20 protein-coding genes are annotated in these 25,718 nt (G+C 42.8%); 13 read left to right on the top strand and 7 right to left on the bottom strand.

Annotated features, from left to right (window positions below; all coding sequences use genetic code 11):
• Positions 1-59: 59 nt before the first annotated feature.
• Positions 60-1,211, bottom strand: coding sequence for a glycoside hydrolase family 88 protein (locus tag R2Q85_RS15185; protein WP_316812647.1), 1,152 nt, complete (start codon positions 1,209-1,211; stop codon positions 60-62).
• A 372-nt stretch (positions 1,212-1,583) separates the two neighbouring features.
• Between R2Q85_RS15185 and R2Q85_RS15180 the strand changes: the two genes are divergently transcribed.
• The 3 genes from R2Q85_RS15180 (at position 1,584) to R2Q85_RS15170 (ending at position 4,013) form a co-directional block, all read left to right on the top strand.
• Positions 1,584-2,159, top strand: coding sequence for a hypothetical protein (locus tag R2Q85_RS15180; protein ID WP_316812646.1), 576 nt, complete (start codon positions 1,584-1,586; stop codon positions 2,157-2,159).
• Positions 2,160-2,226: 67 nt separating this feature from the next.
• On the top strand, positions 2,227-3,237 hold the full coding sequence (locus tag R2Q85_RS15175; protein WP_316812645.1) for a zinc-binding alcohol dehydrogenase family protein: 1,011 nt from the start codon (positions 2,227-2,229) through the stop codon (positions 3,235-3,237).
• An 11-nt stretch (positions 3,238-3,248) separates the two neighbouring features.
• Complete coding sequence (locus tag R2Q85_RS15170; protein ID WP_316812644.1) at positions 3,249-4,013, top strand: dienelactone hydrolase family protein; 765 nt, start codon at positions 3,249-3,251, stop codon at positions 4,011-4,013.
• Between the two features lie 78 nt (positions 4,014-4,091).
• Here R2Q85_RS15170 and R2Q85_RS15165 read toward each other — a convergent pair whose 3' ends face one another.
• Positions 4,092-4,229, bottom strand: a complete 138-nt coding sequence (locus R2Q85_RS15165) for a hypothetical protein (protein ID WP_316812643.1) — start codon at positions 4,227-4,229, stop codon at positions 4,092-4,094.
• Positions 4,230-4,455: 226 nt separating this feature from the next.
• Here R2Q85_RS15165 and R2Q85_RS15160 point away from each other — a divergent pair, with 226 nt between their 5' ends.
• The 6 genes from R2Q85_RS15160 to R2Q85_RS15135 all read left to right on the top strand — a co-directional run bounded on the left by R2Q85_RS15160 (position 4,456) and on the right by R2Q85_RS15135 (position 14,118).
• A complete protein-coding gene (locus R2Q85_RS15160) occupies positions 4,456-4,953 on the top strand; it encodes a T9SS type A sorting domain-containing protein (protein ID WP_316812642.1) in 498 nt (165 codons plus the stop codon).
• Between the two features lie 4 nt (positions 4,954-4,957).
• A complete protein-coding gene (gene porV, locus R2Q85_RS15155; RefSeq protein WP_316812641.1) occupies positions 4,958-6,124 on the top strand; it encodes a type IX secretion system outer membrane channel protein PorV in 1,167 nt (388 codons plus the stop codon).
• Between the two features lie 30 nt (positions 6,125-6,154).
• Positions 6,155-8,908 carry a collagen-like protein gene (locus R2Q85_RS15150; protein ID WP_316812640.1) on the top strand — a complete coding sequence of 918 codons (2,754 nt, stop codon included), beginning with the start codon at positions 6,155-6,157 and terminating at the stop codon, positions 8,906-8,908.
• A 24-nt stretch (positions 8,909-8,932) separates the two neighbouring features.
• Entirely contained in the window at positions 8,933-9,319 is a 387-nt protein-coding gene (locus tag R2Q85_RS15145; protein WP_316812639.1) for a hypothetical protein, read from the top strand.
• Positions 9,320-9,446: 127 nt separating this feature from the next.
• Positions 9,447-12,515 (top strand): SusC/RagA family TonB-linked outer membrane protein, encoded by a 3,069-nt coding sequence (locus tag R2Q85_RS15140; RefSeq protein WP_316812638.1) that lies wholly within the window; start codon positions 9,447-9,449, stop codon positions 12,513-12,515.
• A 22-nt stretch (positions 12,516-12,537) separates the two neighbouring features.
• A complete protein-coding gene (locus R2Q85_RS15135; RefSeq protein ID WP_316812637.1) occupies positions 12,538-14,118 on the top strand; it encodes a SusD/RagB family nutrient-binding outer membrane lipoprotein in 1,581 nt (526 codons plus the stop codon).
• Positions 14,119-14,199: 81 nt separating this feature from the next.
• Here R2Q85_RS15135 and R2Q85_RS15130 read toward each other — a convergent pair whose 3' ends face one another.
• Together R2Q85_RS15130 and R2Q85_RS15125 are read right to left on the bottom strand one after the other, a co-directional pair.
• Positions 14,200-14,931: a LytTR family DNA-binding domain-containing protein gene (locus tag R2Q85_RS15130; RefSeq protein ID WP_316812636.1), complete on the bottom strand. Its 732-nt coding sequence runs from the start codon at positions 14,929-14,931 to the stop codon at positions 14,200-14,202.
• Entirely contained in the window at positions 14,906-15,997 is a 1,092-nt protein-coding gene (locus R2Q85_RS15125; RefSeq protein ID WP_316812635.1) for a sensor histidine kinase, read from the bottom strand. Before R2Q85_RS15125 ends, R2Q85_RS15130 begins: the two co-directional genes overlap by 26 nt.
• Before the next feature lie 174 nt (positions 15,998-16,171).
• Between R2Q85_RS15125 and R2Q85_RS15120 the strand changes: the two genes are divergently transcribed.
• Genes R2Q85_RS15120 through R2Q85_RS15105 form a run of 4 tightly spaced genes read left to right on the top strand, consistent with a single transcriptional unit; the run spans position 16,172 to position 20,728 of the window.
• A complete protein-coding gene (locus R2Q85_RS15120; RefSeq protein ID WP_316812634.1) occupies positions 16,172-17,506 on the top strand; it encodes a TolC family protein in 1,335 nt (444 codons plus the stop codon).
• A 3-nt stretch (positions 17,507-17,509) separates the two neighbouring features.
• The gene (locus tag R2Q85_RS15115; RefSeq protein ID WP_316812633.1) at positions 17,510-18,754 is read left to right on the top strand and encodes an efflux RND transporter periplasmic adaptor subunit; all 1,245 of its coding nucleotides are present in this window, start codon (positions 17,510-17,512) and stop codon (positions 18,752-18,754) included.
• On the top strand, positions 18,751-19,497 hold the full coding sequence (locus R2Q85_RS15110; protein WP_316812632.1) for an ABC transporter ATP-binding protein: 747 nt from the start codon (positions 18,751-18,753) through the stop codon (positions 19,495-19,497). The genes R2Q85_RS15115 and R2Q85_RS15110 overlap by 4 nt, the downstream gene beginning before the upstream one ends.
• A gap of 10 nt (positions 19,498-19,507) precedes the next feature.
• Positions 19,508-20,728 (top strand): ABC transporter permease, encoded by a 1,221-nt coding sequence (locus R2Q85_RS15105; protein ID WP_316812631.1) that lies wholly within the window; start codon positions 19,508-19,510, stop codon positions 20,726-20,728.
• Between the two features lie 10 nt (positions 20,729-20,738).
• On the opposite strand, the gene R2Q85_RS15100 is transcribed toward R2Q85_RS15105, so the two are convergent.
• The 3 genes from R2Q85_RS15100 to R2Q85_RS15090 form a co-directional block, all read right to left on the bottom strand.
• Positions 20,739-22,292: a sulfatase gene (locus R2Q85_RS15100; protein WP_316812630.1), complete on the bottom strand. Its 1,554-nt coding sequence runs from the start codon at positions 22,290-22,292 to the stop codon at positions 20,739-20,741.
• 64 nt (positions 22,293-22,356) lie between these two features.
• Positions 22,357-24,246: a hypothetical protein gene (locus R2Q85_RS15095; protein WP_316812629.1), complete on the bottom strand. Its 1,890-nt coding sequence runs from the start codon at positions 24,244-24,246 to the stop codon at positions 22,357-22,359.
• A 21-nt stretch (positions 24,247-24,267) separates the two neighbouring features.
• The gene (locus tag R2Q85_RS15090; RefSeq protein ID WP_316812628.1) at positions 24,268-25,671 is read right to left on the bottom strand and encodes a sulfatase; all 1,404 of its coding nucleotides are present in this window, start codon (positions 25,669-25,671) and stop codon (positions 24,268-24,270) included.
• Positions 25,672-25,718 lie beyond the last annotated feature (47 nt).

The following is a 25,718-nucleotide window of genomic DNA, read 5'->3' as shown; positions in this document are numbered from 1 at the left end:
CCCGATCAATGGTAATATTTAATTTTCTGGTAACTTGCAGACGCTATTTTACTAGATATTTACTCAAAAGAAGTCCCCTGTGCAGAAAGCAGATGATACAATTGTGTTCCGGCGAGTAAGAAGGCCCCTGTACCATATACTTCCGTACTATTATAGTTCACTTTATCCGGACTGTCACCGATAGGTTGTACGTAGCCCAACATGCCATTTGGATGTACCGATGAAACCAATGCAGCCCAGGCCTTTTTAATTACTGGCCAATATTCTTTTTTGTCCAATAGCTTACGGTTTACCCCCCACAACAAGGCATAACAATAAAACCCGGTACCACTGGTTTCTTTTACATTATAGCTTTCCGGATCGAGCAATGAAGCGTACCAGCTTCCGTCAGATTGCTGTAAGGAAGCTATTTTATCAGCCATGTCTTTGTAAAGCTTTTCAAAGCGTTGGTGATCAGGATGATCGTCCGGCATATTTTCTAAAACACGCACCAATCCGGCAAGTACCCAACCATTACCACGCGACCAGAACACTGGCTTACCGTTCTTTTCTTTCTTACCAAAAAACCTTTGGTCCCTGTAGTATAGCTTTTCTTCGGGGTTGTACAGATATTCAGTGGATTTCCACCAGAGCTTACTTGCAGCATCGAGGTATTTACTGTCGCCTGTGGCTTTGCTTAAATAAGCCAATGAAGTAGGCCCCATAAACAAGGCATCGCACCATGCCCACTCACGCAAGCCAATTTTGTTTTTCCATTCCAGGCTTTCGTTATGAGGCTGGACAATAATGCTGTCAGCCTGCGCTTTCCAGGCAGCTATCATTTTAGGATCTTTATAGCGCATATACATTTGCGCGTATACCTGGCCTATACAATAATCATCGGCCATAAAGCGACGCGCACCAGTATTCCAGTTCAGATCATTGCCTATCTGCTGCAATGAATTCAGATATTTTTCGTTACCGGATATATTGCCAAGCTCGTAAATACCGACATAACAGGCTGCATTTGTCCAATCTACTTTGGGATAAGCAAAACCAGAACTTTCCCATGTTTTCAATTGCCAATCGGCTACGCGATGCATCACATTCAAAACATAAGCAGTCTGCAAAGTGGAATCGGCAGTTTGACGCGCCGACAAAAACATGGGGCAGAACAGTAATGATATTACAATGGCCTGCTTTAACATCACAATTGGTTTCTGATAATTCATATCGAATATATTTGATTACTGAAACGAATGTAAGGGTATGGGCTCAAAAAGACTTTCAATTTTGTATTTAAAACTATCAAAATTTCGAATAAATCGGAAAAACAGGGTTTACAACTCAGGTAGCAACAGCACCTCCTGCTCAGCATCAGCTGGTCATCAAATGATGCGCCCCCATCTATATTTTGCTCCAGGTAACCACCTTACTGTAATCCACATCCAGGTTAGAATAGATACCGATAATGGCAGGTATAGAATAGACTGAAATTAACACTAAATGACTTTGTTTTATTTAAATTTGAACTAGATTTGAAAAAATCAACCAACAATTGAAAAAACGTTCCGGTTCAAATTTCAATGCAAAATTTTACCCCTATGAAAACATTTATTAGCCTTACCATATTATTCATCACTGCCAGTTTTATTACAGCCCATGCACAATCTGTTCAGCTTTATTTGGCTATAATTAAAGTCAAAAATAATACCAGTCATAAGGGGATATTACAAAGAGTTGATTCTAATAATGTAGTTATTAATTCTGAAAAAGGGCTCGAAACTATTCCTTCTGAGTTTATAAAATCAATCAAAATTCGGGTGCCTAAGAAAAGCTACAAGTTAAAGAATTTTACACCCGATACGGATAAAAACACAAATTACAGGCAAAACGCTGAAGGTAAATTTGTTGATGAATGGGGTAATGAAGAACCTTCCTTAACAGACATAAAAGATGGTGCTATTGCTTCGGTGCTTGGTAACATACTTATCAATAGCGTTGCACTGCCTGTTAGTAAGATCAATCCAAGTATAAGTAATTTTAAAATCGATTATGATAAAACCAGGTATACTAGTCAGCTAAATGAATTATCCTATTATTCGATTTATTATCAGGCAAACCCGGATACGACAGCTGAATTGCGCAAACTAAAAGAAATATCGTTAATCCATCAATAATAAATTCAGTTCATCATTATCATGATGAACCGAAAGAATAATTATTAAAAACCTTAAAAGATAAACAATGAAAGCTATAGGATTTAGAACATCGTTGCCCATAAGCGATGAAAATAGTTTCTTAGAATTTGAAACGGAAAAACCTACACCGAAAGAAAGGGAACTGCTGGTAAAAGTTGCGGCGGTATCTGTTAATCCTGTTGATTTTAAAATACGACAGAACAGTGCCAAAGACAAAGTACTGGAGGCACCCAAAGTGATTGGCTGGGATGCGGTGGGTACTATAGAAGCCATTGGCAGCGAAGTAAGTTTGTTCAAAGTAGGCGATGAAGTGTATTATGCGGGAGATATCAATAAACCCGGGAGTAATGCCGAATACCAACTCGTGGATGAACGCATTGTAGGCAAAAAACCAAAAAACCTAAGTATTGAACAAGCCGCAGCCATGCCGCTAACTGCACTTACAGCCTGGGAGATTTTGTTTGACCGTATCCGCATTAATGAAAAAGATAAAGGCAAAAGCATCTTAATTATCGGTGGCGCTGGTGGTGTGGGTTCCATTGCTATCCAGCTCGCAAAGAAAGTAGCCGGCCTTACAGTGATTGCTACTGCCAGTCGCCCTGAAACCGTTGAATGGTGCAAACTGCAAGGTGCCGATTATGTGGTTAACCACAAAGATCTGGTAAACGAAGTGCACCAGGCTGGTTTTCAAAATATAGATTTTATCCTGGACTTTGTCGACACTTATATGTACTGGGATGTGATGTCAGAGCTCATCAAACCACAGGGACACATTGCTTCAATCACCGGATCGGCTGATCCCATTGCCTTGAACAAAATAAAAGGTAAAAGTGCCAGTTTCTCCTGGGAGCTGATGTACACCCGTTCTACTTTTCAAACGGAAGATATGATAGAACAGCACAACATCCTGAATAAAGTAGCCGATCTTTTAGATAATGGCACACTGAAAACAACGTTGAAGGAAACCCTGGGCGGACTTACCGCCGAGAACTTTAAAAAAGCACATATGCAATTGGAAAATAATACTACCATCGGGAAGATTGTAATTAAGTTTTAAGGTATACTAAAATGAAATTATACCTGACCTTAGTCATTACTTTAATCTTGGGTAGCCAATTCATAAAAGCGCAAGAAACTTCAGCTTACACCAGGGCTATTTATGTTACATCGAAAGACAGCTTACCTTATAGACTTTTATATCCTTTAAACTATAACAAGCACAAAAAATATCCAATTGTGGTTTTCTTACATGGATCAGGGCAGCGTGGAAATGACAATGAGGCCCAGTTGATTGGTGTACCAAAACGTTTAACAGATTCCGCAGGCAGAGCAAAATATCCCTGTTTTATTCTTGTACCACAATGTAGTAAGAAAGATGTATGGGTTAAGTTTCCTAATTTTCCTGCTAGTTTAGAAACCACCAGGCTGGCTACGCCAAGTGCCGGGTTAACGCTAACAAAACTGGATTTGCTCATTAAAAATCTTCCCATTGATCGTAAGCGTATATATGTAACAGGATACTCCATGGGTGGTGAAGGCGCATTTGACTTTTTATCTCGTCGCCCAAATTTATTTGCGGCAGCGATCCCCATCTGCTCCGTATCAGATACAGCTAAAGCCGGTTTGATTTACAAAGTACCGATATGGGCATTTCATGGCGATCAGGACGAGGTAAACCATGTAAAATATTCCAGATTGATGATAACAGCCCTTGAAAACCATAAAGGAAAACCCAAATACACAGAATATCGCGGAGTTAAACACAACAGCTGGACTAAAGCATATGAAGAACCAGGATTGTTTGATTGGCTCTTCTCTCAAAAAAGGCGATAAGCGTATTATTTATGGAATTATGGAAATAGATAATTCTTATATTTACCTATACTATTGTCCCTAGCTTGTCTTATACCGCTACTTGTCTTTAGGTTTAAGCTGGTAAAGGATAATGTTCCTCACAATCAGGAACAAGACAAAAAACCCAAAAAGAACCAACATGATTTCAGAGGGGCCGATCTGATATCCGGAAATCACAAATGCGCTTTGATTCATAGTTTTAATTGTAAGTGTTTACATAACCATCCAATAATGGTGCCCCGAATACGTAAACAAGCAAACCACTTGCAGCAAGCCAGTTACCAAACGCCAAGGCCAATTATAGTGTTTGATCTGGACTAAAGCAACCGACCATACTCACTGCATACCTCTTCTCACTCATTAATACGCCCACTTCACTCATCCGTTAAAAATAAAAGATACCGGATAAATAGCTTTAGGTATGAAAAAGTTTCTACCTATCAGCTGTTTTCTGGCAGTTAGTGCAACAGCCTCGGCGCAACAGGCACAGCTCCAGCGTTCGGTTATTGCAAGTACCGGCGGTACTGCGCAAATTAACAACACTGTCGTTCAGTACACCATTGGTGAGGTACTCATCGATCCCATTGATAGCCCTCCGTTGCTGGTCACACAAGGTTTTCAGCAACCTGAAATTGCAGGTAATGAAACCGAGCCTGAAATTAATTTTGTCAACAGCTTTATCGTTTACCCTAACCCGGCAACCGGTTCAACCAATGTGGAGTTTGACTTATTAAAGTCCGGATTTATTACCCTGCAACTGGTCAATAATGCCGGGCAAACCGTCAGAAATTTCTCTGTCATCCTGTTGGCTGGTAAAATAAAGTATCCCATGCTCATATCAGGGCTCTCTTCAGGACTTTATTATGTGGTGCTTAAAGCTGCAAACCGGCAGTATTCAGAAAAACTAGTCATACAATAAGCTTATGAAAAGTACCATTTACCTTGCTTTATTCTATATGGCCTGTATGATCTGCTGCGATCAAAAAAGTTTTGGCCAGCAAGACAATCGGGTAGTCAGTACCGGTGCCGGATTCCTGCTGCTGAGCCCCGATGCACGGAATGCGGGGGTTGCGGAAGCTGGCACCGGATTACCTGCGGATGCCAATGCCATGTTTATGAATGCCGCGAAACTGATGTTTGGCGAAAAAACTGGCATCAGCGTTTCCTATACACCCTGGATGAAAGAACTGACCAAAGATTCTCACCTGGGTTACCTTACAGCTTACAGACATCTGAATGAGCGGGAAGCTATTGGCATTTCCCTTAAATACCTTGACCTTGGTGTCATCAGTTTCCGTAATGAAGCCGGTGAATTGCTGGAGCAATATAAGGCCAGTGAATTTTCAATTGATGCGGCCTACAGCCGTAAGTTCGGAGAAAATTTTGGGATGGCTTTAACGGCCCGTTATTTTCAAAGCGATATCGGCTCCGGCACTTACAACAATTTACTGTTAAAGCGTACAGATGCTTTTGCAGCTGACATTTCGTTGTATTCCGAGAAAGCATCACAAAATGGAAAGTACGGCAAACGTTTTAGCTGGGGTCTGGCACTAAGTAATATCGGCACCAAGCTCAAGTACAATGAAGTGAAGACCACTTTTATGCCAATGAACCTTCGACTTGGCGCCGGGTACTCGCTATATGCCACACCCGAAAACAGATTAACCCTGCTGCTTGACGTAAATAAGCTCATGGCTCCTACCCCGCCGAAATATAAAGTTGATCCGGATGGAAATATGACCAACCAGATTGAAAAAGGAAAGGACCCGGACAGAGGTGTAGCCAGTGCACTTTTTACTTCGTTATTTGACGCCCCTGGTGGTTTTAAAGAAGAACTTCAGGAATTTACGATAGCTGGTGGCCTTGAGTTTTCCTATGATGACCAGTTTTTTTTCCGTACAGGGTATTTCTATGAAAACCCTGAAAAAGGAAACCGTCAGCACTTTGCAGCAGGTATAGGTCTTAATGCCAATCCCATCCGTGTAGATGTCAGTTATATTTTTCCCAGTTCGGACAGGTATGTGTTGCGCAACACCATGCGGTTCACCTTAAGTTATACCCCTCTTCTAAGCAAACCCATCAAAAAATAATCCTTATATATCTATTTAAATGCTAATTATATGAAACATTTTACTGTATTCGCCTTCTTAATAGGGCTTTTAGCCAGCCCTTGTGTTAAGGCACAAACTGGCTTAACCGGTATAAACTACCAGGGGGTAGCCAGAAATACAAATGGAACGGTATTGTCCAACCAGGCTGTTAATGTTAAAATATCTGTACTCGGGGGAGCCGGCGGCCCGGTGCAGTACATGGAGGAACATGCTTTAAATACCAACCAGCTTGGACTTTTTACTTTGCAAATAGGCAAAGGCACACCAGGAACAGGAACTTTTGCCGCAATCCCCTGGCAAAATGCCAATCAGTATGCAAAAGTAGAAATGGCGCTCGGCGGGGGAGCTTACGTTGCATTAGGCACTACTCAATTAATGAGTGTTCCTTTTGCCCTGTATGCAGCGGCGGGAACCCCGGGCCCGCAGGGAGTTACAGGGCCTGCTGGTCCGACAGGTCCTCAAGGTATCCAGGGCCCTGCAGGTGCGAATGGCGTATTAACCGGCCCAGCCGGTGGCGACCTTTCAGGCACCTATCCTAATCCGGTAGTAGCTCAATTGCAATCCAGACCTGTTACTGCTGCTGTACCTGCATTAAATGATGTGCTCAGATTTAATGGTGCCGCCTGGGCACCGGCTCCTATGGGTGCTGGCGGAGCATTTGTTTTGCCTTTTGCTGCAACAGAAAATAATGCGGCAAGTTTATTCGCATTGACTAATAACGGCGACGGAACTTCCCTCGAAGGTATCAGTAATTCAACCACGTCCAACATTGCAGCGGTTAGAGGAATAGTCAGTCCAACCAATCCCGGCGGATTTTCATCCGCTGTAAGGGGAACCAACAATGGTACCGGCGGACTGGGTATCGGTGTCTGGGGTTCTCATGCAGGCAGTGGCTGGGGAGTTTACGGTGTAACGCCAAATGGTCTGGGGGTATATGGTAACAGCTCAGCTGGCGGAACCGGCGTATATGCCAACAGCAATACTGGAATAGGCTTAACTGCCACAAGTAACAATGGCATAGCAGCTTCCATATCAATATCCAACAATGCAAACCTCAACGATGCGCTCAATGTGTCCACACTTGGCAACGGTACCGCAATAGCGGTAACAGGTTCGGGTACTGGCGCAGGTGTAAAAAGTTCAACAGGTTCCGGATTTGCGGTTCATGGCATCAGCAGTGCCCAAATATCTGCTGGAATTATTGGCGACAATACCGGGGCAGGTGAAGCAGTGGTAGGCAGAACAACCAGCGACATCGCAGGTGCCGTTGTTGGCCGCAATGATGGTGGCGGATATGGTGTACACGGATTTGTTGCTACAAATACAACAGGTACAGGAATAGGTGTATACGGTCGGGTTGGTATAAGTGGAAGTACCGGAAGGGCTGGCAGGTTCGAAAACGTCAGTACAACAAATACCCTTGGAAACACACTCGAAGTAGGAACCAATGGAAATGGAAACATTCCGGACAACACACAGGGTAACGCAGCTTCTTTCCTGGTCAACAACACCAACAGCGTCGCAGCGGGCCTGCGTTCTGAAGTAAAAACCATTTTTGCCAACTTTGGTGCCGCCGGTGTCTTTGGTGTTTCCTCCGGAACAGGTGGTTTTGCAGGTCTTTTTCATGCATCCAATCCTGCGGGAAACGGCCCCGCATTGGTTGCGCTCGCCGATGGCAATGGCAATGCCATTACCGCCAATGCAGAAAAACTGGGTAATGGCATAGAAACAAACATCAACGGATCCGGTAATGCGCTTTATGCCTGGGTGCCTACATTTGCTACGGGAAGAGCAGGTCGGTTTAACATCTTCAATGATGCCAATACCAGTGACGTAATTACGGTAACCACTGTTGGAAATGGAATTGCAGGAAATTTTAAAGTAGATAGGGTTACCGGTACATCCGCGGCCGTAAAAGGTGAAGTGAACTCACAGTTTTCAAATTTTGGCACTGCAGGTATTTATGGTATATCATCAGGTACAGGTGGTTTTGCAGGTCTGTTCCATTCCTCCAATCCTGCTGGTAATGGCCCGGCCCTGATTGCAATAGCCGATGGAAATGGCAATGGCATTACTGCCAATGCCACTAATACCGGAGACGGTGTAGAAACAACCGCAGATGGAACAGGAAATGCATTGTATGCATGGACCCCTAATTTTAGCAACGGTAAAGCAGCCAGGCTTGTCAATTTCAACACGGCTAACGTTAACCCTGTACTTACTGTAGAACAGCACAGCGGCGGCAGCATTGCCCTGTTCAAAAGTGGCAATCCGGCTACCGCAAACGTAGCCCGTATAGACGCAACAGGCAAAGGTTTTTTCAATGGAGGAACACAAAACAGCGGAGCAGATATCGCCGAATCCTTTGAAGTTACGGGAAACAAAGTTGCTTACGAGCCTGGCGATATCCTTGTCATCTCTACCAGTAAAGACCGTACCGTAGAAAAGTCTGCAGGCCCCTATTCTACTTTAGTTGCAGGTGTATACGCCACAAAACCCGGGGTTTTATTAACAGAAGAAGACATAGATACCGATCTGAGTACCCAGGTACCTATGGGTGTTGTGGGGGTTATCCCTACTAAGGTTTGTGCAGAAGGCGGTGCCATCTTGCGTGGCGATCTGCTGGTGACCTCTTCTATTCCAGGTGTGGCGATGAAAGCAGATCCTGATAAAGTTAAAATTGGACAGGTTTTGGGAAAAGCGCTTGAAGCTCATGAAGCTAAAGGCATCAGTAAAATCAAAGTATTGGTAAGTATTAAATAAAATAAATCAGCTTAAAACAAGAATATGAAACCTATTTATAAAATTCATGTAGTGATGGTCAGCGCTGCTTTGCTGATCTGCTCAACAGCCGGTGCACAGGAAAAATACAACACTACAGAACGTGTTGGAAACCAATTGAAACAAAACTCGGTACCAGGGCAAAAATATGGGCCCGAGCCTCAGCAAAAACAAGCGTTTTCAGCAGCTGGCCCAAAACAAGATACAAAGGGGGATATCAGGGCCGTTATCTTTACCAGGGGGGTGCCATCCACAGCAGCACAAACATTGAAAACAAATCGTTCTGCCGCGGCAAAGTCAGCTCCTATAGCATTACCCAGCGATGCAAAACTACCAGAACCAGATCAGCAGAAAACAGCACCACCAAAACTACCGCCAATGCAAACTGAATAGGAGGCGATACAGGCAGTCTGATAGAAATACAGCTTAAATGGCCAAAACTTAAACTAAAAAAATCAAAACCTAAATTTAAAGCGCATAGTGATAGATAGATTTGGTCTCTAACCAAACTATTTAACATATGAAAAGAAAACTATCCTTACTATTTGGACTTTGCTGTATCTCTGCAATTGCGTTGGCCCAGGTTAAGGGCAGCGTAGTAGATGAAATGCAGCTGCCATTGCCTGGTGTTACCGTAACTGTAAAAAACACCAAAACGGTTACGACAACGGATCCGAACGGTGCATTTACGATCAAAGCACCCTCAGCTGCAACACTGGTATTTTCGTATATCGGATATATACAACAAGAAAAACAAGTAAACGGCAGCACTTTGCGTATCGTATTGATCAGCGATAGCAAAGCTTTAAATGAAGTAGTAGTTACCGCATTGGGTATTACTAAAGAAAAGAAAACCCTGGTATACTCTACCCAAACGGTAAGTACCGATGAACTCACAAAAGCGAGGGAATTAAACGTAGTGAACTCCCTGTCGGGAAAGGTAGCAGGACTTGATGTGGTCCGCTCCTCATCAGGTTTAGGAGGCTCATCAAGAATAACTTTACGTGGTGACCGCTCTATAAGTGGCAATAACCAGGCACTGATGGTGGTAGATGGTGTACCTATTGATAATTCGGGTGCCCAGGCAACACGGGTTAACGATGGCAGAGATGCCGGGGATGGTGCATCGAGTATCAATCCGGATGATATCGAATCCATAAACGTTTTAAAAGGTGCCTCGGCTACGGCTTTATACGGAAGCAGGGCATCTAACGGGGCAATCATCATTACCACAAAAAAAGGCAAACAACGCAAAGGCGTAGGCATCAGTTATACAGGTGGTCTGCAAATAGAACAACCTATTTTTTTACAGAAATTCCAAACCGAATACGGACAGGGGGCTTCAGGGATTTTTAGTGCTTCGGGCGAACAAAGCTGGGGGCCAAAACTTGACGGTAGAATGGTACCGACCTGGAGTAAAGACCCTGCTGATGCCGGCAAAACGAACGCTTATGTTGCACATCCAAATAATTATAAAGATTTTTATAACAATGGGACCAACCTGGTAAACAGCATCGCTTTAAATGCCGGCACAGAGCAGGCTCAGGTTTATTTCTCTTATACCAATACCGATGCAACAGGTATTGTAGACAACAACAAACTGAAACGCCATAATTTTAACTTAAGGGCCAGCGGAAAACTTGGGGAAAGATTTACGGCGGACATCAAAGCAACTTACCTGAACCAGGATATCAAAAACCGCCCGGCTGTTGGTGGTAGCAGCGACAATCCCAACTTTAGCATCTACCGCGTACCCATTAATATTGCTCCCGAAGACCTGTTAAACTACGATTATGTTACAGGTTCTGGATTTTTGCGCCAAAATTACTGGAACCCGGGCGCTACCGCTGCTGCCAATCCATATTGGGCAAAAAACCGCAATCTTGCTGATGAAGAAAGAAACAGGTTAACCGGCTTTGCTGCTTTAACCTATAAAATTTCAGCATCTTTAAATGTAATGCTCCGCTCTGGTGTAGACAGATATACCGATGACGGAGAATTTAAATGGTATAACGACACTTACATCATTGCACCATTAGGCAATTATCAGCTTTCCAAAAGAGATGTAAGCGAAATCAACCACGATTTTCTTTTCTCGTACAACAAGACCCTGTCGCCTGATTTTACTTTGAGTGCCAATTTTGGGGGCAATATCCAAAAAAACAATATCGTAACTACAGGGATCAGGAACAATAGCTTAATCATCGAAAATCTATTTACGGTGGGCAATACCAATGGTTCAACCCCAACCAGAAGTATTTATGAGAAAGAAAAACAGGCACTTTATGCAACAGCCGATCTGAGCTATAAGAATTATTTAACCCTAACCGCTACCGGCCGGAACGACTGGTCGTCAACCCTGCCTAAAGAAAACAACAGTTACTTTTTTCCTTCGGTAGGTCTTAGTGCCCTTGTTTCCGAAATGTTTAAACTTCCGGATTTCATCAGCTTTGCAAAATTAAGAGGCTCCTTTGCCCAAACAGGTAACGATGCCGACCCTTATAACCTTAGCCAAACCTACACTTCGTTTCAGGGCGGCAATAGCGTTACTATTGGCCGGGATGCTACCAAACCAATACCAGGGCTAAAACCAGAATTAACTACAGCCCAGGAGTTTGGTTTAGAAACTAAATTTTTCAACAACCGTTTGGGCCTGGATTTTACCTGGTACAACAGCAATTCTAAAAATCAATTACTGGCCGTTACACTGCCAGCCGGCTCTGGCTGGTCTGGCCAATACATCAATGCCGGTAACATCAAAAATGACGGTATAGAACTGACCTTAAATGGTACGCCGGTAAAAACCAAAGATTTTAAATGGGACATAACTGTTAACTATGCTAAAAACAACAATAAAGTGTTAGAGATATCCCCTACCCTGAACGAGTTTTTATTAACCACCGGGGGCGATTTCATGAACACCGTTAAAATCGTAAAAGGTAAACCCTTTGGCGAGTTGTATAGCCGTGGCTATGTGCGCAATGCAAATGGCCAGATTACTGTAGATGCCAATGGCCTTCCTGTAATCAGCGGTGCCCAGGATGTATATGTGGGCAATACCCGTCCGGATTGGATGGGTAGCGTAGTCAACAGGTTTTCTTACAAAAACTTCTTTACCAGCTTTGTCATCAGTGCCCGCATGGGTGGTGTAGTATCCTCATTTACCAATGCCAATATTTATGCAGATGGTGTTGCCGCAAAAACTGCCGAAAACCGCGATGGATTTATATTTGATGGTGTATTTGCCAATGGTACTGCAAACAATAAAATGATTACAGCAGAACAGTACTGGAAAAAAGTAGGTGGAAGAAACACACCTGCAGGCGAGGTTTTTACCTACGATGCATCTAACATCCGTTTAAGAGAGTTTGTATTGGGTTATAACCTGAGTGGCAAATTGTTAAATGGCAAACCTTTTCAATCGGCAAGCATTTCGGTAACCGGTCGCAACCTGTTCTTTTTGCTGAACCGTGCCGATGGTTTTGATCCGGAGCAGGTAATTGGAAGCGGAAATGCCACTGTTGGTATCGAAGCTTTTTCTCCGCCAACTACACGCTCCTTCGGTGTATCTCTAAATCTTACCTTTTAACCGTTTTATTAGCTTATATAAGATGAAAACATTCCACATCAAACACATATTATGTTTCTTAATGATTGCAGGGACCTTCAGTTCCTGCACCAAAAATTTTGAAGAGCTAAACACAGATGGCACCAAAATTTCAACCATCGACAACGCAACACTTGAATACATATTCTCGGCGGCGCAATACCGGGGCACATTTGGTCCCAATACCACCAATGCCGGTGCCACCCCTTTCCAGCGGTTTGCAAACCGTTATTCGGATGCACAGGCCCAATATTTTTCCAATACTTCACAATCTGCCGAATCGGACAGAAACGTGATGGTAGGCAACTGGCTTAATGACGGATGGGTACATTTTTACAGCAATGCCAACGCCCAGCTAAGTGTGGTAATGGAACAAACCAAAGATGGTGCTGCACTTCAGGACCCCATAAAGCATGCGATTGCCAAAGTCTGGAAAGTGTTTATGTTTATGCCGGTAACAGATAACTGGGGTGCCATCCCCTATTCGCAGGCTGGCAACGGCGGCACCGAGGTATTGTACGATAGCCAGGAAGACATTTATAAAGATTTTTTTAAATTGCTGAAAGAAGCCAATGCTACTTTATCTGCCTATAGCGGCACCACCAGATTTTTTGAAAAAGGAGATTTGATCTATGGTGGAGATGTAAAAAAATGGACAAAATTCTGTAATTCCCTTTGGTTAAGGGCAGCCATGCGGGTATCGAAAAAAGATGCTGCACTGGCCCGTCAGCAGGCAGAAGCTGCTATTGCCGCAGCAGGTGGAATGATCACCTCAAATGCTGATAATGCACTGATGAGGACCAGCTTAACAACTCCACATCTTACGGCTTCCATCTCAAATTTTAGCGAGTTCCGCATGAGCGCCGCTATGGAAAGTGTATTAAAAGGTTATAACGACCCCCGTTTGCAAAAGTTTTTTGACCCTAACAGTTCGGGGGCTTATAAAGGTATCCGAAACGGATTGTCGCAGGTGCAAATTGGTATTGCACAAAACAACGTTGCCAACAATAGCAATATCAATGCTTCATTTGGTTTCGCTAACCGTGGTGTAGCGCCTTATACAATCTTTACCGCAGCTGAAACACTATTTTTACTGGCCGAGGCTAAGCTGAACAACTGGACTGCAGGTGCAGGTACAGCACAAAGCTATTACCAGCAAGGCATTGATGCGTCCATGGCACAATGGGGCGTAACCGATCCTACAGTCATTAACACCTACAAATCCGGCACAAGCACACCAGCAGCCCTGGGTGACATTTACAATACACCTGCAATGGCAGGTAGTCCGGTTGCTTTTGGCAGCACTGAAGTGGTACAGCGGGAACAGATTGGTACTCAAAAATGGCTGGCACTTTATCCATACGGACTGGAGGCCTGGGCAGAAGTGAGAAGAACTGGTTTCCCCAGATTGTATCCCCGCTTAAACTCTGACAATACGGATGCACCTGCCAGTGATCCAGGCAGCGTAAAAAGACTTACCTATCCTCCTATCGAAGCCTCTGCCAATGCCGGTGGTTTGGCATCGGGCCTTAGTAAACTTGGCGGTCCGGATAAAGTGACTACGAAGTTATGGTGGAACCCATAACGTTTGAGCAATAGATTAAACAACAAAAAAGGTTTTACTTTGAACTGTAAAACCTTTTTTGTTGTTGATACCTCAATGTTGTCACAGCCACTTACTTAAATAGACACTGAAAGCCTCCTTATACTGATCACCAATACTGATGCTCAGCTCCCCAATATTTATTGCATTTTTCGTAACTGCAGTAATTTTTTCAAGCTGCACGATGTAAGAACGGTGTACCCGCATAAATTTTCCAGGTGAAAGCTTTTGCTCCAATGCTTTAAGACTCGTTAAAGTAAGAACCGGCTTATCTGTATGATCCAGGTAAATCTTAACATAGTCTTTCAACCCTTCAATGTACAAAATGTCTTTTACAGCAATCCTTATCAATTGATACTCTACTTTTAAAAACAAATATTCTTCCTGTTCGGGATTTGAAGAAGCTTTTCCGGCATTTAATTTTTCTGCATAACTCAGCGCTTTGCTTGCTGCTTTTAAAAACTCTTCATAATCAAATGGCTTTAGCAGGTAATCAAGGGCATCTACTTTATAACCTTCTATCGCGTAATTATTAAAAGCGGTAGTAAAAATAACCCGGGGTTTTACCACTGCAGATTTATCATCTAAAATCCTGGCCAGCTGAATACCGCTAAGGTCAGGCATCTGAATATCCAGAAAAATAAGGTCTATGGCTTGTTCATTTAAAATTTCCAGTGCTTTAATGCCACTGGAAAAGCTTCCAGCCAATTTCAAAAATGGTGTCTGCGCTATAAAACTTACAATCAAGCCAAGTGCCAGTGGTTCATCATCAACTGCTATGCAATTCAGTATCATCAAGGATAAGTTTTAAGTGAACAATAAACGAACCGCCATCTTCAGTAAGTCCAGCCGAAAAAACATGTCGTCCAGGGTATAACAACTCCAGTCTTCTTTTGGTGTTGGTCAATCCAATACCCTTATATTCATCTGCAGTCATATCCTGATGGTTAAAAACCCGATTCTTTATATTCATCTCTAAATCCTTGCCCTGAACATCAAGGGTAATAGAAATGACTGAGGGTTCGGTTGTGCTTACGCCATACTTAAATGCATTCTCTATATAAGGCAAAAATAACATCGGGGCAATGAGCGGGTCGTTGGTTAACACAGGCTCTTTAAAAACTACTGTGGTCGCATCGTTTAACCGGATTTTCATCAACTCCATATAATCCACAATAAAAGATACTTCTTTACTTAAGGGCGTACATCCAGTCTGGGTTTCGTACAACAGGTAACGCATCATTCTGGATAACTTGTGCAGTGCCATCCTGGATTTTTCAACATCTACATGCGTCAACGCATAGATGTTATTGAGTGTATTGAAAAAGAAATGAGGATTAATCTGCGCTTTCAGAAAAGAAAGTTCAGAGCCGATTTTCTCTTTTTCAAGGGATTCACGACTTTGTTTATCAGCCTGCCATTTACGAATCATGGTTACACTGGTACTGATACCTATCATAAACAAAGTCATCATCAATAAAAAAACATCGATCTTGTCTGATCTTTTGGGCGGACGGACAATACCAATTTCACTAAAAGCCTTGTTCATCAACTCAGGCAAATTAAGGGCTTGATCGATAATTTTTATGAAAGGGCCTGATAAAATTGCGATAGCCAGTACGATCGCTACAAAAGCTATAATCTTATTTTTAAGGAGCAGCTGCGGTACTAAAAATTCACTGTTTACATAAAAAACAACCACCAGCATCGCCAGTACGCATCCTTGCTTGATCCAAAACTGGGGAGGTACAGTAATACTCCAGGATAAAGGCTGATGAAACAACAGTACAAATGCAAACAACATCCACAAAAACACATGGAGCAGGATGGTGATATAATAACGGCTTTTTACAGAAACCATTCGTCAAAATTTAAGTCAGTATTAAACATGTACAAGGTAGGCAACAGTTAAAGATAAGTACAAATCTTTCCGTCGATTGCCATTGCGCCCTTGTCGGTATGTTTGTGGTATTCATCTATTTCGTTTTTTTTGGCGGATATATTGCAGTTGATTTGACAGGTAAATACAGATTTTATGTCAAGATTAACCATTAAAACTCTGCTACTTTTATGCCTCAGCGGCCTTGTCTTTCAAGGCTTTAGTCAGGACACTACGTCAAAGGCATTACCACCAGTCTGGGATTTGGAGGCTTGCCTGGAATATGCAAAAACCAATAGCATAGAGATCAGAAGTTTGCAGCTGGATAAGCAAAGTGCCGAACAGGATAAACTGTTGGCAAAGTCGGCCTTGCTCCCCGACCTGTATGGCTCCGCCTCACAATCCTTTAATCACTACAACCAGACCACGGGTGGAAACAGTAATGCATTGAATTCATCAGGTTCCCTTGGGCTGAGTTCTTCATGGACTTTATATAGAGGAGGCTATCTTAAAACTGATATTGTGCAAAAAGACCTCGCCATACAAAGCGCAAATCTGAGTATCCTGGAGAGTGAAAATGACATCACCCTGCAGATTACCCAGGCTTACCTGAATATCCTGGTAGATAAAGAAAGTATAGTTTATAACCAGGACCTGGTAAAAACATCGGAAGCGCAACTGGCACAGGCACAACGTCAGTTCGCTGTCGGGACTGTAGCACGAAAGGTAGTCGCACAATTTGAAGCACAGCTTGCTGGCGACAAGTACAATCTCATTGCTTCCGAAAATGCAGAACGTAAGGACAAAATAACACTGAAGCAATTGCTCCAACTTCCGGATCAAAGTAATTTTGATGTAGTTAAACCCGACACTGTATTGTCTTCGGCAAGCGTTACAGACCTAAAAACTGTACAGCAATATGCCTTACAAAACCGCCCGGAAATAAAGAATGCGGAATTGGGCATACAAAGCGCTGACCTTGGTCTTGCAAAAGCAAAATCAGGCTATTTACCTTCATTGACATTAGGTGCAGGCATCGGCACAAATTATGCGAATGATCCGAATTACAATGTATTCAGGCAGTTTGACAACAATTTTAATCAACAGGTTGGCGTAACCTTATCTGTACCGATTTTTACAAAAAGGCAGAACAAAACCAACGTTGCTCAAGCAAAAATTGACATTGCCCAATCGAAACTAACACTCGAAAACGCCAAAACAACCTTAGCGCTAAATACAGAAAATGCCTACATCACGGCTCAAAACTCACAAAACCAGTATCGCTCTGCCGTAGAACAGCTTAAGTATAACCAGGAAGTGTACCGCATTGCAAACCAGGAATTAAAAATAGGGGCTGCAAATATTGTTGAATTTTACCAGCAACGGAATTTATATGTGCAGGCCTTGCAATCCTATATACAAGCCAAATATAACGCCGCACTTTCCGCAAGGATCTATGAATTTTACCTTGGAACCCCAATTAAATTATAAGTTATGAAGTCCAGAAAAAACATACTCATTATTGTTTCCATTGTAGTTGCAATTGGATTGGTATGGTACTTCTTTTTAAGAAGTAAAGAAAAACCGGTTACACTTACACAGGAACAGCCAACCAGGGGTAACATATCGACAACGGTAACCGCTACAGGAACTGTACAGCCCGTAGATACAGTGGTTGTCGGCACACAGGTCTCAGGAACCATTTCTGCCTTGTATGCCGATTTCAATTCTACAGTAAAAAAAGGCCAGTTACTTGCTGAGCTGGATAAGACACTGATCCAAACCAACGTTGATCAGGCCAAGGCCAGTCTTGCCCAGGCGCAAAGTAATCAGACTTATCAGCAGGCAAATTTTAACCGTCAGAAACAATTGTTTGAAACAGGCTCAATCAGCAAAGCTGAATATGACCAGGCACTGAACACTTTACAGGTTGCCTCAGCAAATGTGAGTAATACCAAAGCACAATTGCGCTCGGCAGAGAGGAACCTTTCTTTTACACAGATTTACTCTCCCATCGATGGAGTCGTATTGGGAAGAAGTGTGAGTATTGGCCAAACAGTAGCGGCCAGTTTCAATACACCGACTATTTTTTCTATAGCTAAAGACATTACTAAAATGCAGGTTCAGGCAAAAGTTGATGAAGCCGATATAGGCAATGTGATTAAAGGCCAGCGTGCCACTTTTACGGTTGACGCATTCATCAATGATACTTTTAACGGTACAGTAAGAGACATCCGCTTACAACCCTCAATATCTGCCAATGTAGTAACTTACGCTACACTTATTGACGCACCAAATGATGATAAAAAATTAAAGCCTGGTATGACAGCCAACATCATCATTTATACAAAGGAAGTAAATGATGCGCTATTGGTATCGGCCCAGGCATTAAAATATTATCCGGATTCCGCTTCCCTTAAAAACTATGAAATTGTTCCTTTACCGGGCAGAAAAAGAGGCGGTAAAAACGGCAGGAACAAAATGAAGAAAGACAGTACTGCCCGCGGATCAAATACGGAAACAGAAAAGGTACCACCTTCTTTTGTATGGATATTACAGGGACAAAAGCTGGTCCAGAAAAAGATAAAAACGGGCTTAAATGACAACACCCATGTAGAAGTACTGGAAGGACTGAATGAAAATGATATTGTAGTTACCGGAATGGAGGGCGCGGCCGCTGGCAATACGCCTGCAGCTGCAAGTCCGTTCATGCCGCAGAGAAGAGGAGGCAGACGATGAGCGGCAGGATCCTTGAAATTCAGAATGTAAAACGTGAGTTTAAAATGGGCACTGAAACGGTAAGGGCCTTAAAAGGAGTTTCTTTTGATGTAGATGCCGGGGAATTTGTGACCATTATGGGCAGTAGCGGATCGGGAAAAACAACCTTATTAAATATGCTGGGTTGCCTGGACAAACCAACCGAAGGCATTTATATGCTGGACAATGTGAATGTGAAAAATTTAACCAAGGATGAACTGGCCAAGCTAAGAAATACAAAAATCGGCTTTGTATTTCAGGCCTACAATTTATTGCCAAGAACTTCAGCCCTGGAAAATGTGGAATTGCCTTTATTGTATAATCCGTTAATAGGACATAAAGAACGCAGGGACAGAGCAATGGCCGCATTGGAAGCTGTAAAACTGGCAGAAAGAATGGACCATACACCAAACCAGCTATCTGGCGGACAACAGCAGCGGGTAGCCATCGCAAGGGCATTGGTAAATGAGCCGGTAATGATCCTGGCTGATGAGGCAACAGGGAATCTGGATACCAGGACGTCCTACGAAATCATGTCGCTGATGCAGGAATTGAATGCCACAGGAAAAACCATTGTATTTGTAACGCATGAGCCTGATATTGCCGCATTCAGCAACAGAACTGTGATGCTCAGGGATGGCAGGGTACAGAAAGACACCCACAATAGGCATCCAAAATCAGCAAAGGAAGCCCTGGCAGGTTTACCGGTATCAGACGATTACTAAAGCATTTGAAATGAAGATATCAAATTTGATCAGGCTCGCATTATTAGCCTTACAGAGAAATAAATTAAGGGCTTTATTAACCATGCTGGGCATCATAATAGGTGTGGCATCTGTAATAACCATGATGTCCATTGGCGAAGGCTCGAAACAAAGCATCAATGCTTCCTTATCCAGCATGGGTTCAAATATGATTACCATTATGCCCTACAGCAATGAACCCGGAGGAGCAAGAATGATGGGCAGTAACCTAAAAACATTAACCATTGCAGATGTAGATGCACTAAAAAAGAATGCACCAAGTATTGCCGGGATTTCGCCCCTGGTTTCTTCCAGCGGACAATCCATTAACGGAGCGAACAACTGGCCAACGAGTATGCAGGGTGTAAGTCCGGAATACCTTGACATCAGAAAGCTTATTATAAAAGAAGGAATTGTATTTTCTGAACAAGACATCAAAACATCCGCCAAAGTTTGCCTGCTCGGAAAAACTGTGGTTGACAATCTTTTTCCTAACGGAGAAGATCCCATCGGTAAGATCATTCGTTTTGGTAAGATCCCCTTCCAGGTAATTGGTATTCTGGCAACTAAAGGCACAAGTAATTTTGGCCAGGACCAGGATGATATTATCATCGCTCCATATACCACAGTACAAAAGAGAATTTTATCCTCTATATATTTCAACCAGATCTATGCATCAGCAATTGCTGAAGACGCCTCAGACGCAGCTGTTGCCGAAATTACACGTACGCTGAAGGAAACCCACCGGATCAGGGAAGGACAGGAAAATGATTTCCAGGTAAGAACCCAGGCTGAGCTGATGACCATGATGAATTCAACCAGCAGCATGATGACTGCTTTGTTAACAGCAGTTGCCAGTATTTCATTAGTGATTGGCGGTATCGGGATCATGAACATCATGTATGTTTCTGTAACAGAAAGAACCAGGGAAATTGGCCTCCGGATGTCTATTGGCGCCAGAGGTATAGATATTTTACTTCAGTTTCTGATTGAAGCAGTGATGATTAGTGTAACGGGCGGCGTAATAGGTGTATTGTTGGGGATATCAGCCTCCCTGATTTTACCATCTATATTAAACTGGCCAACAGTAATCTCCGAGTTCTCTATTGTGATCTCATTTCTTGTTTGTGCGATAACGGGTATATTTTTTGGTTATTACCCTGCCTTAAAAGCCTCAAACCTGGACCCAATTGAAGCCTTGAGGTATGAGTAGTTCCATTTATTTACGGCTTTTCCTTGGCATGAAAATACCGGATCATTTTATCCTTTAAACTTTTAACGATCAGTGCATAATCTTTATCATCCACAACATTAACTTTTTCAAGCGGATCTTTCTGATAATCATACAATTCATCGCCAACAATGGAGGATGCCCTAAATGGCAGGTTACTCCTGAAGTTCTCCATCCAAATGGTGTACCGGTATCTTTTTGTGCGAAGTGAATAACCCATAACCTTCGCTGAAGCATCTGTCATCCGTTGTGTTTCCATGACGGTGGAGCTTCTGGGATACTGGCTGATGGCAAACTCCTTGATCGAAGACGCAGGATTTCGCATCAGCGGAACCAGGCTTGTGCCCTCCAGATGTGCTGGCACAGGAATACCGGCCAGATTACATAGCGTAGGAAAAACATCTACAAATTCTGAAATGGAAGTGGTAGCCGAGGATTTAATGCCAGGAGCCGAAAAGATCAAAGGACTATGGGCAGCCTCTTCAAAATTAGAATGCTTACACCAAAGGTTATGATCGCCCAAATGCCAACCATGGTCACCCCAAAGCACGATGATTGTATTTTTACTTAAACCTAATGAATCAAGCGTGTTCAATAAAATGCCAACCTGTGCATCTACATACGAAACCGCAGCATAGTAGCCATGAATCAGTTCTTTTTGTTTAGCCAAGGGCAAAGTAAGGCCATAACTTTTCTGATCAGTAAAAGACAGCAATTCCGGAATGTCTGAATAGGCCCTGAGTTCCCCTGAATTGTGGTAAGCCACATCCACCGCATTTTTTGATTTTTCCTGAAACGCTGCAACCGGCATGTCATCCCGTTGATAGAGGTCCCAGTATTTCTTTGGCGCATTAAAAGGCAAATGAGGTTTAGCAAAGCCTACTGCAAAAAAGAATGGCTGGCTTTTCTTTTGAAGTGCTGTTAGCACATCCTTTGCCTGAAGTATGTTTGCTCCGTCAATATAAGCATGGTCAGGTACGTCCACACATTCTACCGAGGGCTTGATGGTAGCCAGCAACTCCTGATCAGTTACCGTCTTTCCTTTAGCTTCAGCCCTGCGTTTTTCAACCAGCGCTTTGATCTCTTTGCCCTGGTAATAATTTAAAACAGGCTGCCCGGTAGAAGTCGCGTAATATTTTTTATCTGTTCTGTAATGCGGAACGGTCCAGCTTGGTTTATCCAGATCCTCGTCCACACATCTTGGATCATAAATCTTACCAATAGCCTGTGTAGAATAACCCTGACTGGCAAAATATTGTGGTATGGTCAGAATATCAGGATTCATATCCCTCATTTTGGTCTTTAAATCCCATACTTTGGTAACATCAGGGCGCATTCCGGTCATGATACTAGCTCTGGTTGGGCCGCAAACTGCCTGCTGGCAATAATTGCTTTTGAAAACTGTACCCATTTTTGCCAGACGGTCTATATTGGGTGTTTTTATCAACTGATCGCCATAGCAACCTAAAATGGGCTTCAGGTCATCAATAGCAATGAACAACACATTAGGCTTGTCTGATTTTTGGGCAAACGTCTGTGAAGCCATTGTAATTAACACTAAAAAAGAGATGACCCGAATCGGTTGAGTTCTTAAAATCATAATTATACGATTATTTTTTACCAAGAAATATTTTTAAGGTTTGAGGTGCTTCTGAAATAGTGTTAAAACTGATCACAATTGGATAAGCCTCTACCCCAGGAAATGGCGACCAGTATTTGTCTGCATCTGCTCCCAATGTGATTTTATAAGGTGTTGTGCTGCGCATCACTTTTAACTCCCATTCTGCATTTGAGCCAGCTGTTTTTATCATTACCGTGCTGTCGTTTTTCAGGTAAAATGTACTCCCCTTATCTTTTACGATAGGTTCAACAATACTGTATTTTTGTCTTTCTCCAGCAACGGTTATCTCTTTTACAACATAATCATCATAAAACCGGTTGGTTAAACTGTAACTGGTATTGGAATTTATCCCTTTAATCGTTTGCATATGGCCAGCGGTTACCACTTTAACATGATCAGATTCCTTCAACACATTCATTGAGGCTGCTGTCTCAAATATATTAGCGTAGTAGGTGGTGTCGTTTGTAAACTCAATCCTCGGTGTTAATGGAAGCAGGTCCTTTTCAATGGGCATATGCATTTCTTCAATTCTTTGGTAGGAGGAGGAAGATGACGATTGCAAAAAACCATTGGCTCCAAATCCATCATACCAAAGGTTGGTAATGCTTCCGCCCCGGCATACAGATTCGCGTGGATATCTCCTTATTTCCCCATAAGCAGATACCGTAGCCATTATTTTAGCGGTACGAATAACCGCTACTTTAATATCCGGAAAAAATTTATACCAGTTGTGTTTTTCAGGGACTGAGGTAGGTTTACTTTGTCTTTTTATTTTTGCACCATATTCAATAGCCAATGCAATACTTTGTGCCCTTGCAAAAGTAGAGTAATTGCAGGGTGGCGAGCTGCTGGCACGATTTGATGCATGCGGGCCATAGCCAATCCAGCCATCCTGCATGGACCTTGTATTTAAATAGTCCAGACACTTTAATCCTGCAGCTGCAAATTCCGGATCCATATCGGCCAATAATGCAAAACTGAAATATACGCCGGGCGCAGTTTTTGTTCCGCTTTCATAATTCCATTTAAAAGATCGTGTACCCCATGAGTTGTCAATGGAACCATTAGGATATACAAACAGCGCATGTGTTTTAAGCAGGTCGGCTGCGATTTGTTTAATCTGCAAATCATTTTTCAAAATGGCATAAAGTGCAATATAACCGATGCTTTGGGCCATATTGTACCCTTCATCTACTCCCTTCCCCTCACCGCTCAAAAAATTATCAGCGGTAACATAGTTTAAGGTACTGGTATGCATTAAGGAATCGGCCTTTATCAGCCAGCGCTGTTTGGGATGATCCGCAACCTTGTACGTGTATAATAAAGTTGCAGCGCCGGTAGGATTGTAATTGATATTTCCCAGAGGGAAAGTTGCCACAATATAATCGGCTGCGACACGCATAGACTGGTTCCATTTTTCAATTTCAGCAGCACTAAGCCAGGGTTTTAAAATGGCATAAGCACCCGCCAGCGATATCAGTTGATCTGTAGTTGTTCCATGCCAACCCTTTTGTTCGGGATCGGGCCAGCTTTCACTCCAGCCCCCTGCATTTTTACCCTTGGTTTGCTGGATTTTTATCAGCCAGTTGCCCAATTTAATAGCAGCATCCCGATATTGGACCTTATTGGTTAGCTTATAAGCAATGGCAAAAGGATACATGGCCTCTGCCGCACGTGAGTGTATCGGGTGGTCATCCGGATTTACCGATGGGCAAACTAAAGCACCAAAGTTTGGATCAGCAGGTTTGTTTATCTGCGTACGGAGTAATACATCACATAAAGATTGCAATGTAGTTTGATAAGGATTCTTTTGTGCAAATAAGTTACCTGAACTGATGATTACTAAAAATAAAAAAACTGGCTTTAATTGTGCTTTCATATGCAGAGTTGATCATCGTTTTTACATAAACTTATCTCCGTTGGCCTTACACCATTGTTTCAGATAACTTCGCATGGACTGCAGCGTTTTTTTATGCGCTGCATTTACCGCCAGGTTACTCATTTCACCCGGGTCCTTTGTCAGGTTGAACAATTGCTCCCTCACATTGCCTTTATTGTACACAATATATTTGAAATCTTTGGTAATTACAGCCCGCCCGTTGATACCTAATAATGCTTCGTTGTCTGCAAAGTCCGTTTCTATGACTAAAGTGTCACGCAGGTTTTTTGCAGGGTTATTTATTTTTTTACTGATATCAACACCTTTTAAATAAGCGGGTTGCTGTATGCCTGCAAATCCACAGATAGTTGGGATAATATCCGTGCCATTACAGACCAGCATTTCATCTGTACGGGCTTTCCATTCTCCTATTTTAGAAATGATAAACGGGATCTTCGCCGCTTCTTCGTACAATATCTGTTTTTGGTTCCAGCGATGGGCCGCATAACCATCACCATGATCGGCTGTAAAAACAATAATGGTGTTCTTTTCAACTCCATATTTTTTTAGCGAAGCCAATACCATGCCTACATAGTTGTCTACTTTTTCTACCAGACGATTGTAAGCCCAGCGGTATTGACGCCATTGATCGCCGGTCCAGTTTACTGTTGGATAAGTACGGGGACTTACTTTCTGCTGCTCGCGGACAATTTCCGGTTCATGGGCTGCAATACTCCAGTTGGCCGGCAGTTCCGGACATTGAGCTGCCGGTGGTGCATCTGCCAGCACATCCATCTTCATTGCATCGCCCCTTGCCCATTCGCAGATATCATGTGGGTTTAAAAAAGAAGCGACCAGCAAAAATGGTTTGTCCTTATTGGTTTTGATAAACCTGGCGCAATACGAGGGTGTGCCGGCATCATTATAATCCTGGAAATTGGTATTTTGGATGAATTCAAATCCATGCTGGCTGACCTTAGTTGTAGGTACCGGCAGGTGCCATTTACCCACATAACCAGTCTGGTAACCACCATCCTTAAAAATTTTACCCATCATCAGCAAACTGTCCGGCCATTGCCCGTCTCTTTCGGGAGTATTACCAACAAATCCTGTCTCAAAAGGCATTTTACCACTAAAAATAGCAGTCCGTGATGGCGTACACAAGGGCTGGGCACAATAGGCTTTGGTAAACTTCACGCCGTTTTTGGCCAGCTGGTCCATTGCAGGTGTGTGCAAATCTTTATTACCTGCATTGCTCATGGCATCAGCTGTTTGCTGGTCTGTCATGATGATCAGGATATTTGGACGGGCGGCACTTTGCGCATTAGCGGATGCTATGATAAACTGCAGACCCAATCCAATGCAGGCAAAGCTGGCTATCCATTTCTTTGCCCTGATGTTTATCCTCAAGCTCTTATTCTCCATTTATTTGGTTTTTGTATTTAAGTATCAAAGCGAATTTAGGAGAATCC

This window comes from Pedobacter heparinus, from assembly GCF_032678725.1.
In the GTDB taxonomy this organism is placed as follows: domain Bacteria; phylum Bacteroidota; class Bacteroidia; order Sphingobacteriales; family Sphingobacteriaceae; genus Pedobacter; species Pedobacter heparinus_A.
Note: the sequence above shows the minus strand (reverse complement) of the source record. Positions and strands in the feature narration are given on the sequence as shown.

Bases quoted from the DNA above. Each gene is read 5' to 3' on its own strand.
- R2Q85_RS15160 (WP_316812642.1), top strand. From the start codon at position 4,456: ATGAAAAAGTTTCTACCTATCAGCTGTTTTCTGGCAGTTAGTGCAACA.
- R2Q85_RS15130 (WP_316812636.1), bottom strand. From the start codon at position 14,931: ATGATACTGAATTGCATAGCAGTTGATGATGAACCACTGGCACTTGGC.
- R2Q85_RS15145 (WP_316812639.1), top strand. From the start codon at position 8,933: ATGAAACCTATTTATAAAATTCATGTAGTGATGGTCAGCGCTGCTTTG.
- porV (WP_316812641.1), top strand. From the start codon at position 4,958: ATGAAAAGTACCATTTACCTTGCTTTATTCTATATGGCCTGTATGATC.
- R2Q85_RS15115 (WP_316812633.1), top strand. From the start codon at position 17,510: ATGAAGTCCAGAAAAAACATACTCATTATTGTTTCCATTGTAGTTGCA.
- R2Q85_RS15180 (WP_316812646.1), top strand. From the start codon at position 1,584: ATGAAAACATTTATTAGCCTTACCATATTATTCATCACTGCCAGTTTT.
- R2Q85_RS15125 (WP_316812635.1), bottom strand. From the start codon at position 15,997: ATGGTTTCTGTAAAAAGCCGTTATTATATCACCATCCTGCTCCATGTG.
- R2Q85_RS15185 (WP_316812647.1), bottom strand. From the start codon at position 1,211: ATGAATTATCAGAAACCAATTGTGATGTTAAAGCAGGCCATTGTAATA.
- R2Q85_RS15110 (WP_316812632.1), top strand. From the start codon at position 18,751: ATGAGCGGCAGGATCCTTGAAATTCAGAATGTAAAACGTGAGTTTAAA.
- R2Q85_RS15105 (WP_316812631.1), top strand. From the start codon at position 19,508: ATGAAGATATCAAATTTGATCAGGCTCGCATTATTAGCCTTACAGAGA.
- R2Q85_RS15135 (WP_316812637.1), top strand. From the start codon at position 12,538: ATGAAAACATTCCACATCAAACACATATTATGTTTCTTAATGATTGCA.
- R2Q85_RS15165 (WP_316812643.1), bottom strand. From the start codon at position 4,229: ATGAATCAAAGCGCATTTGTGATTTCCGGATATCAGATCGGCCCCTCT.
- R2Q85_RS15170 (WP_316812644.1), top strand. From the start codon at position 3,249: ATGAAATTATACCTGACCTTAGTCATTACTTTAATCTTGGGTAGCCAA.
- R2Q85_RS15090 (WP_316812628.1), bottom strand. From the start codon at position 25,671: ATGGAGAATAAGAGCTTGAGGATAAACATCAGGGCAAAGAAATGGATA.
- R2Q85_RS15095 (WP_316812629.1), bottom strand. From the start codon at position 24,246: ATGAAAGCACAATTAAAGCCAGTTTTTTTATTTTTAGTAATCATCAGT.
- R2Q85_RS15100 (WP_316812630.1), bottom strand. From the start codon at position 22,292: ATGGCTTCACAGACGTTTGCCCAAAAATCAGACAAGCCTAATGTGTTG.
- R2Q85_RS15140 (WP_316812638.1), top strand. From the start codon at position 9,447: ATGAAAAGAAAACTATCCTTACTATTTGGACTTTGCTGTATCTCTGCA.
- R2Q85_RS15175 (WP_316812645.1), top strand. From the start codon at position 2,227: ATGAAAGCTATAGGATTTAGAACATCGTTGCCCATAAGCGATGAAAAT.
- R2Q85_RS15120 (WP_316812634.1), top strand. From the start codon at position 16,172: ATGTCAAGATTAACCATTAAAACTCTGCTACTTTTATGCCTCAGCGGC.
- R2Q85_RS15150 (WP_316812640.1), top strand. From the start codon at position 6,155: ATGAAACATTTTACTGTATTCGCCTTCTTAATAGGGCTTTTAGCCAGC.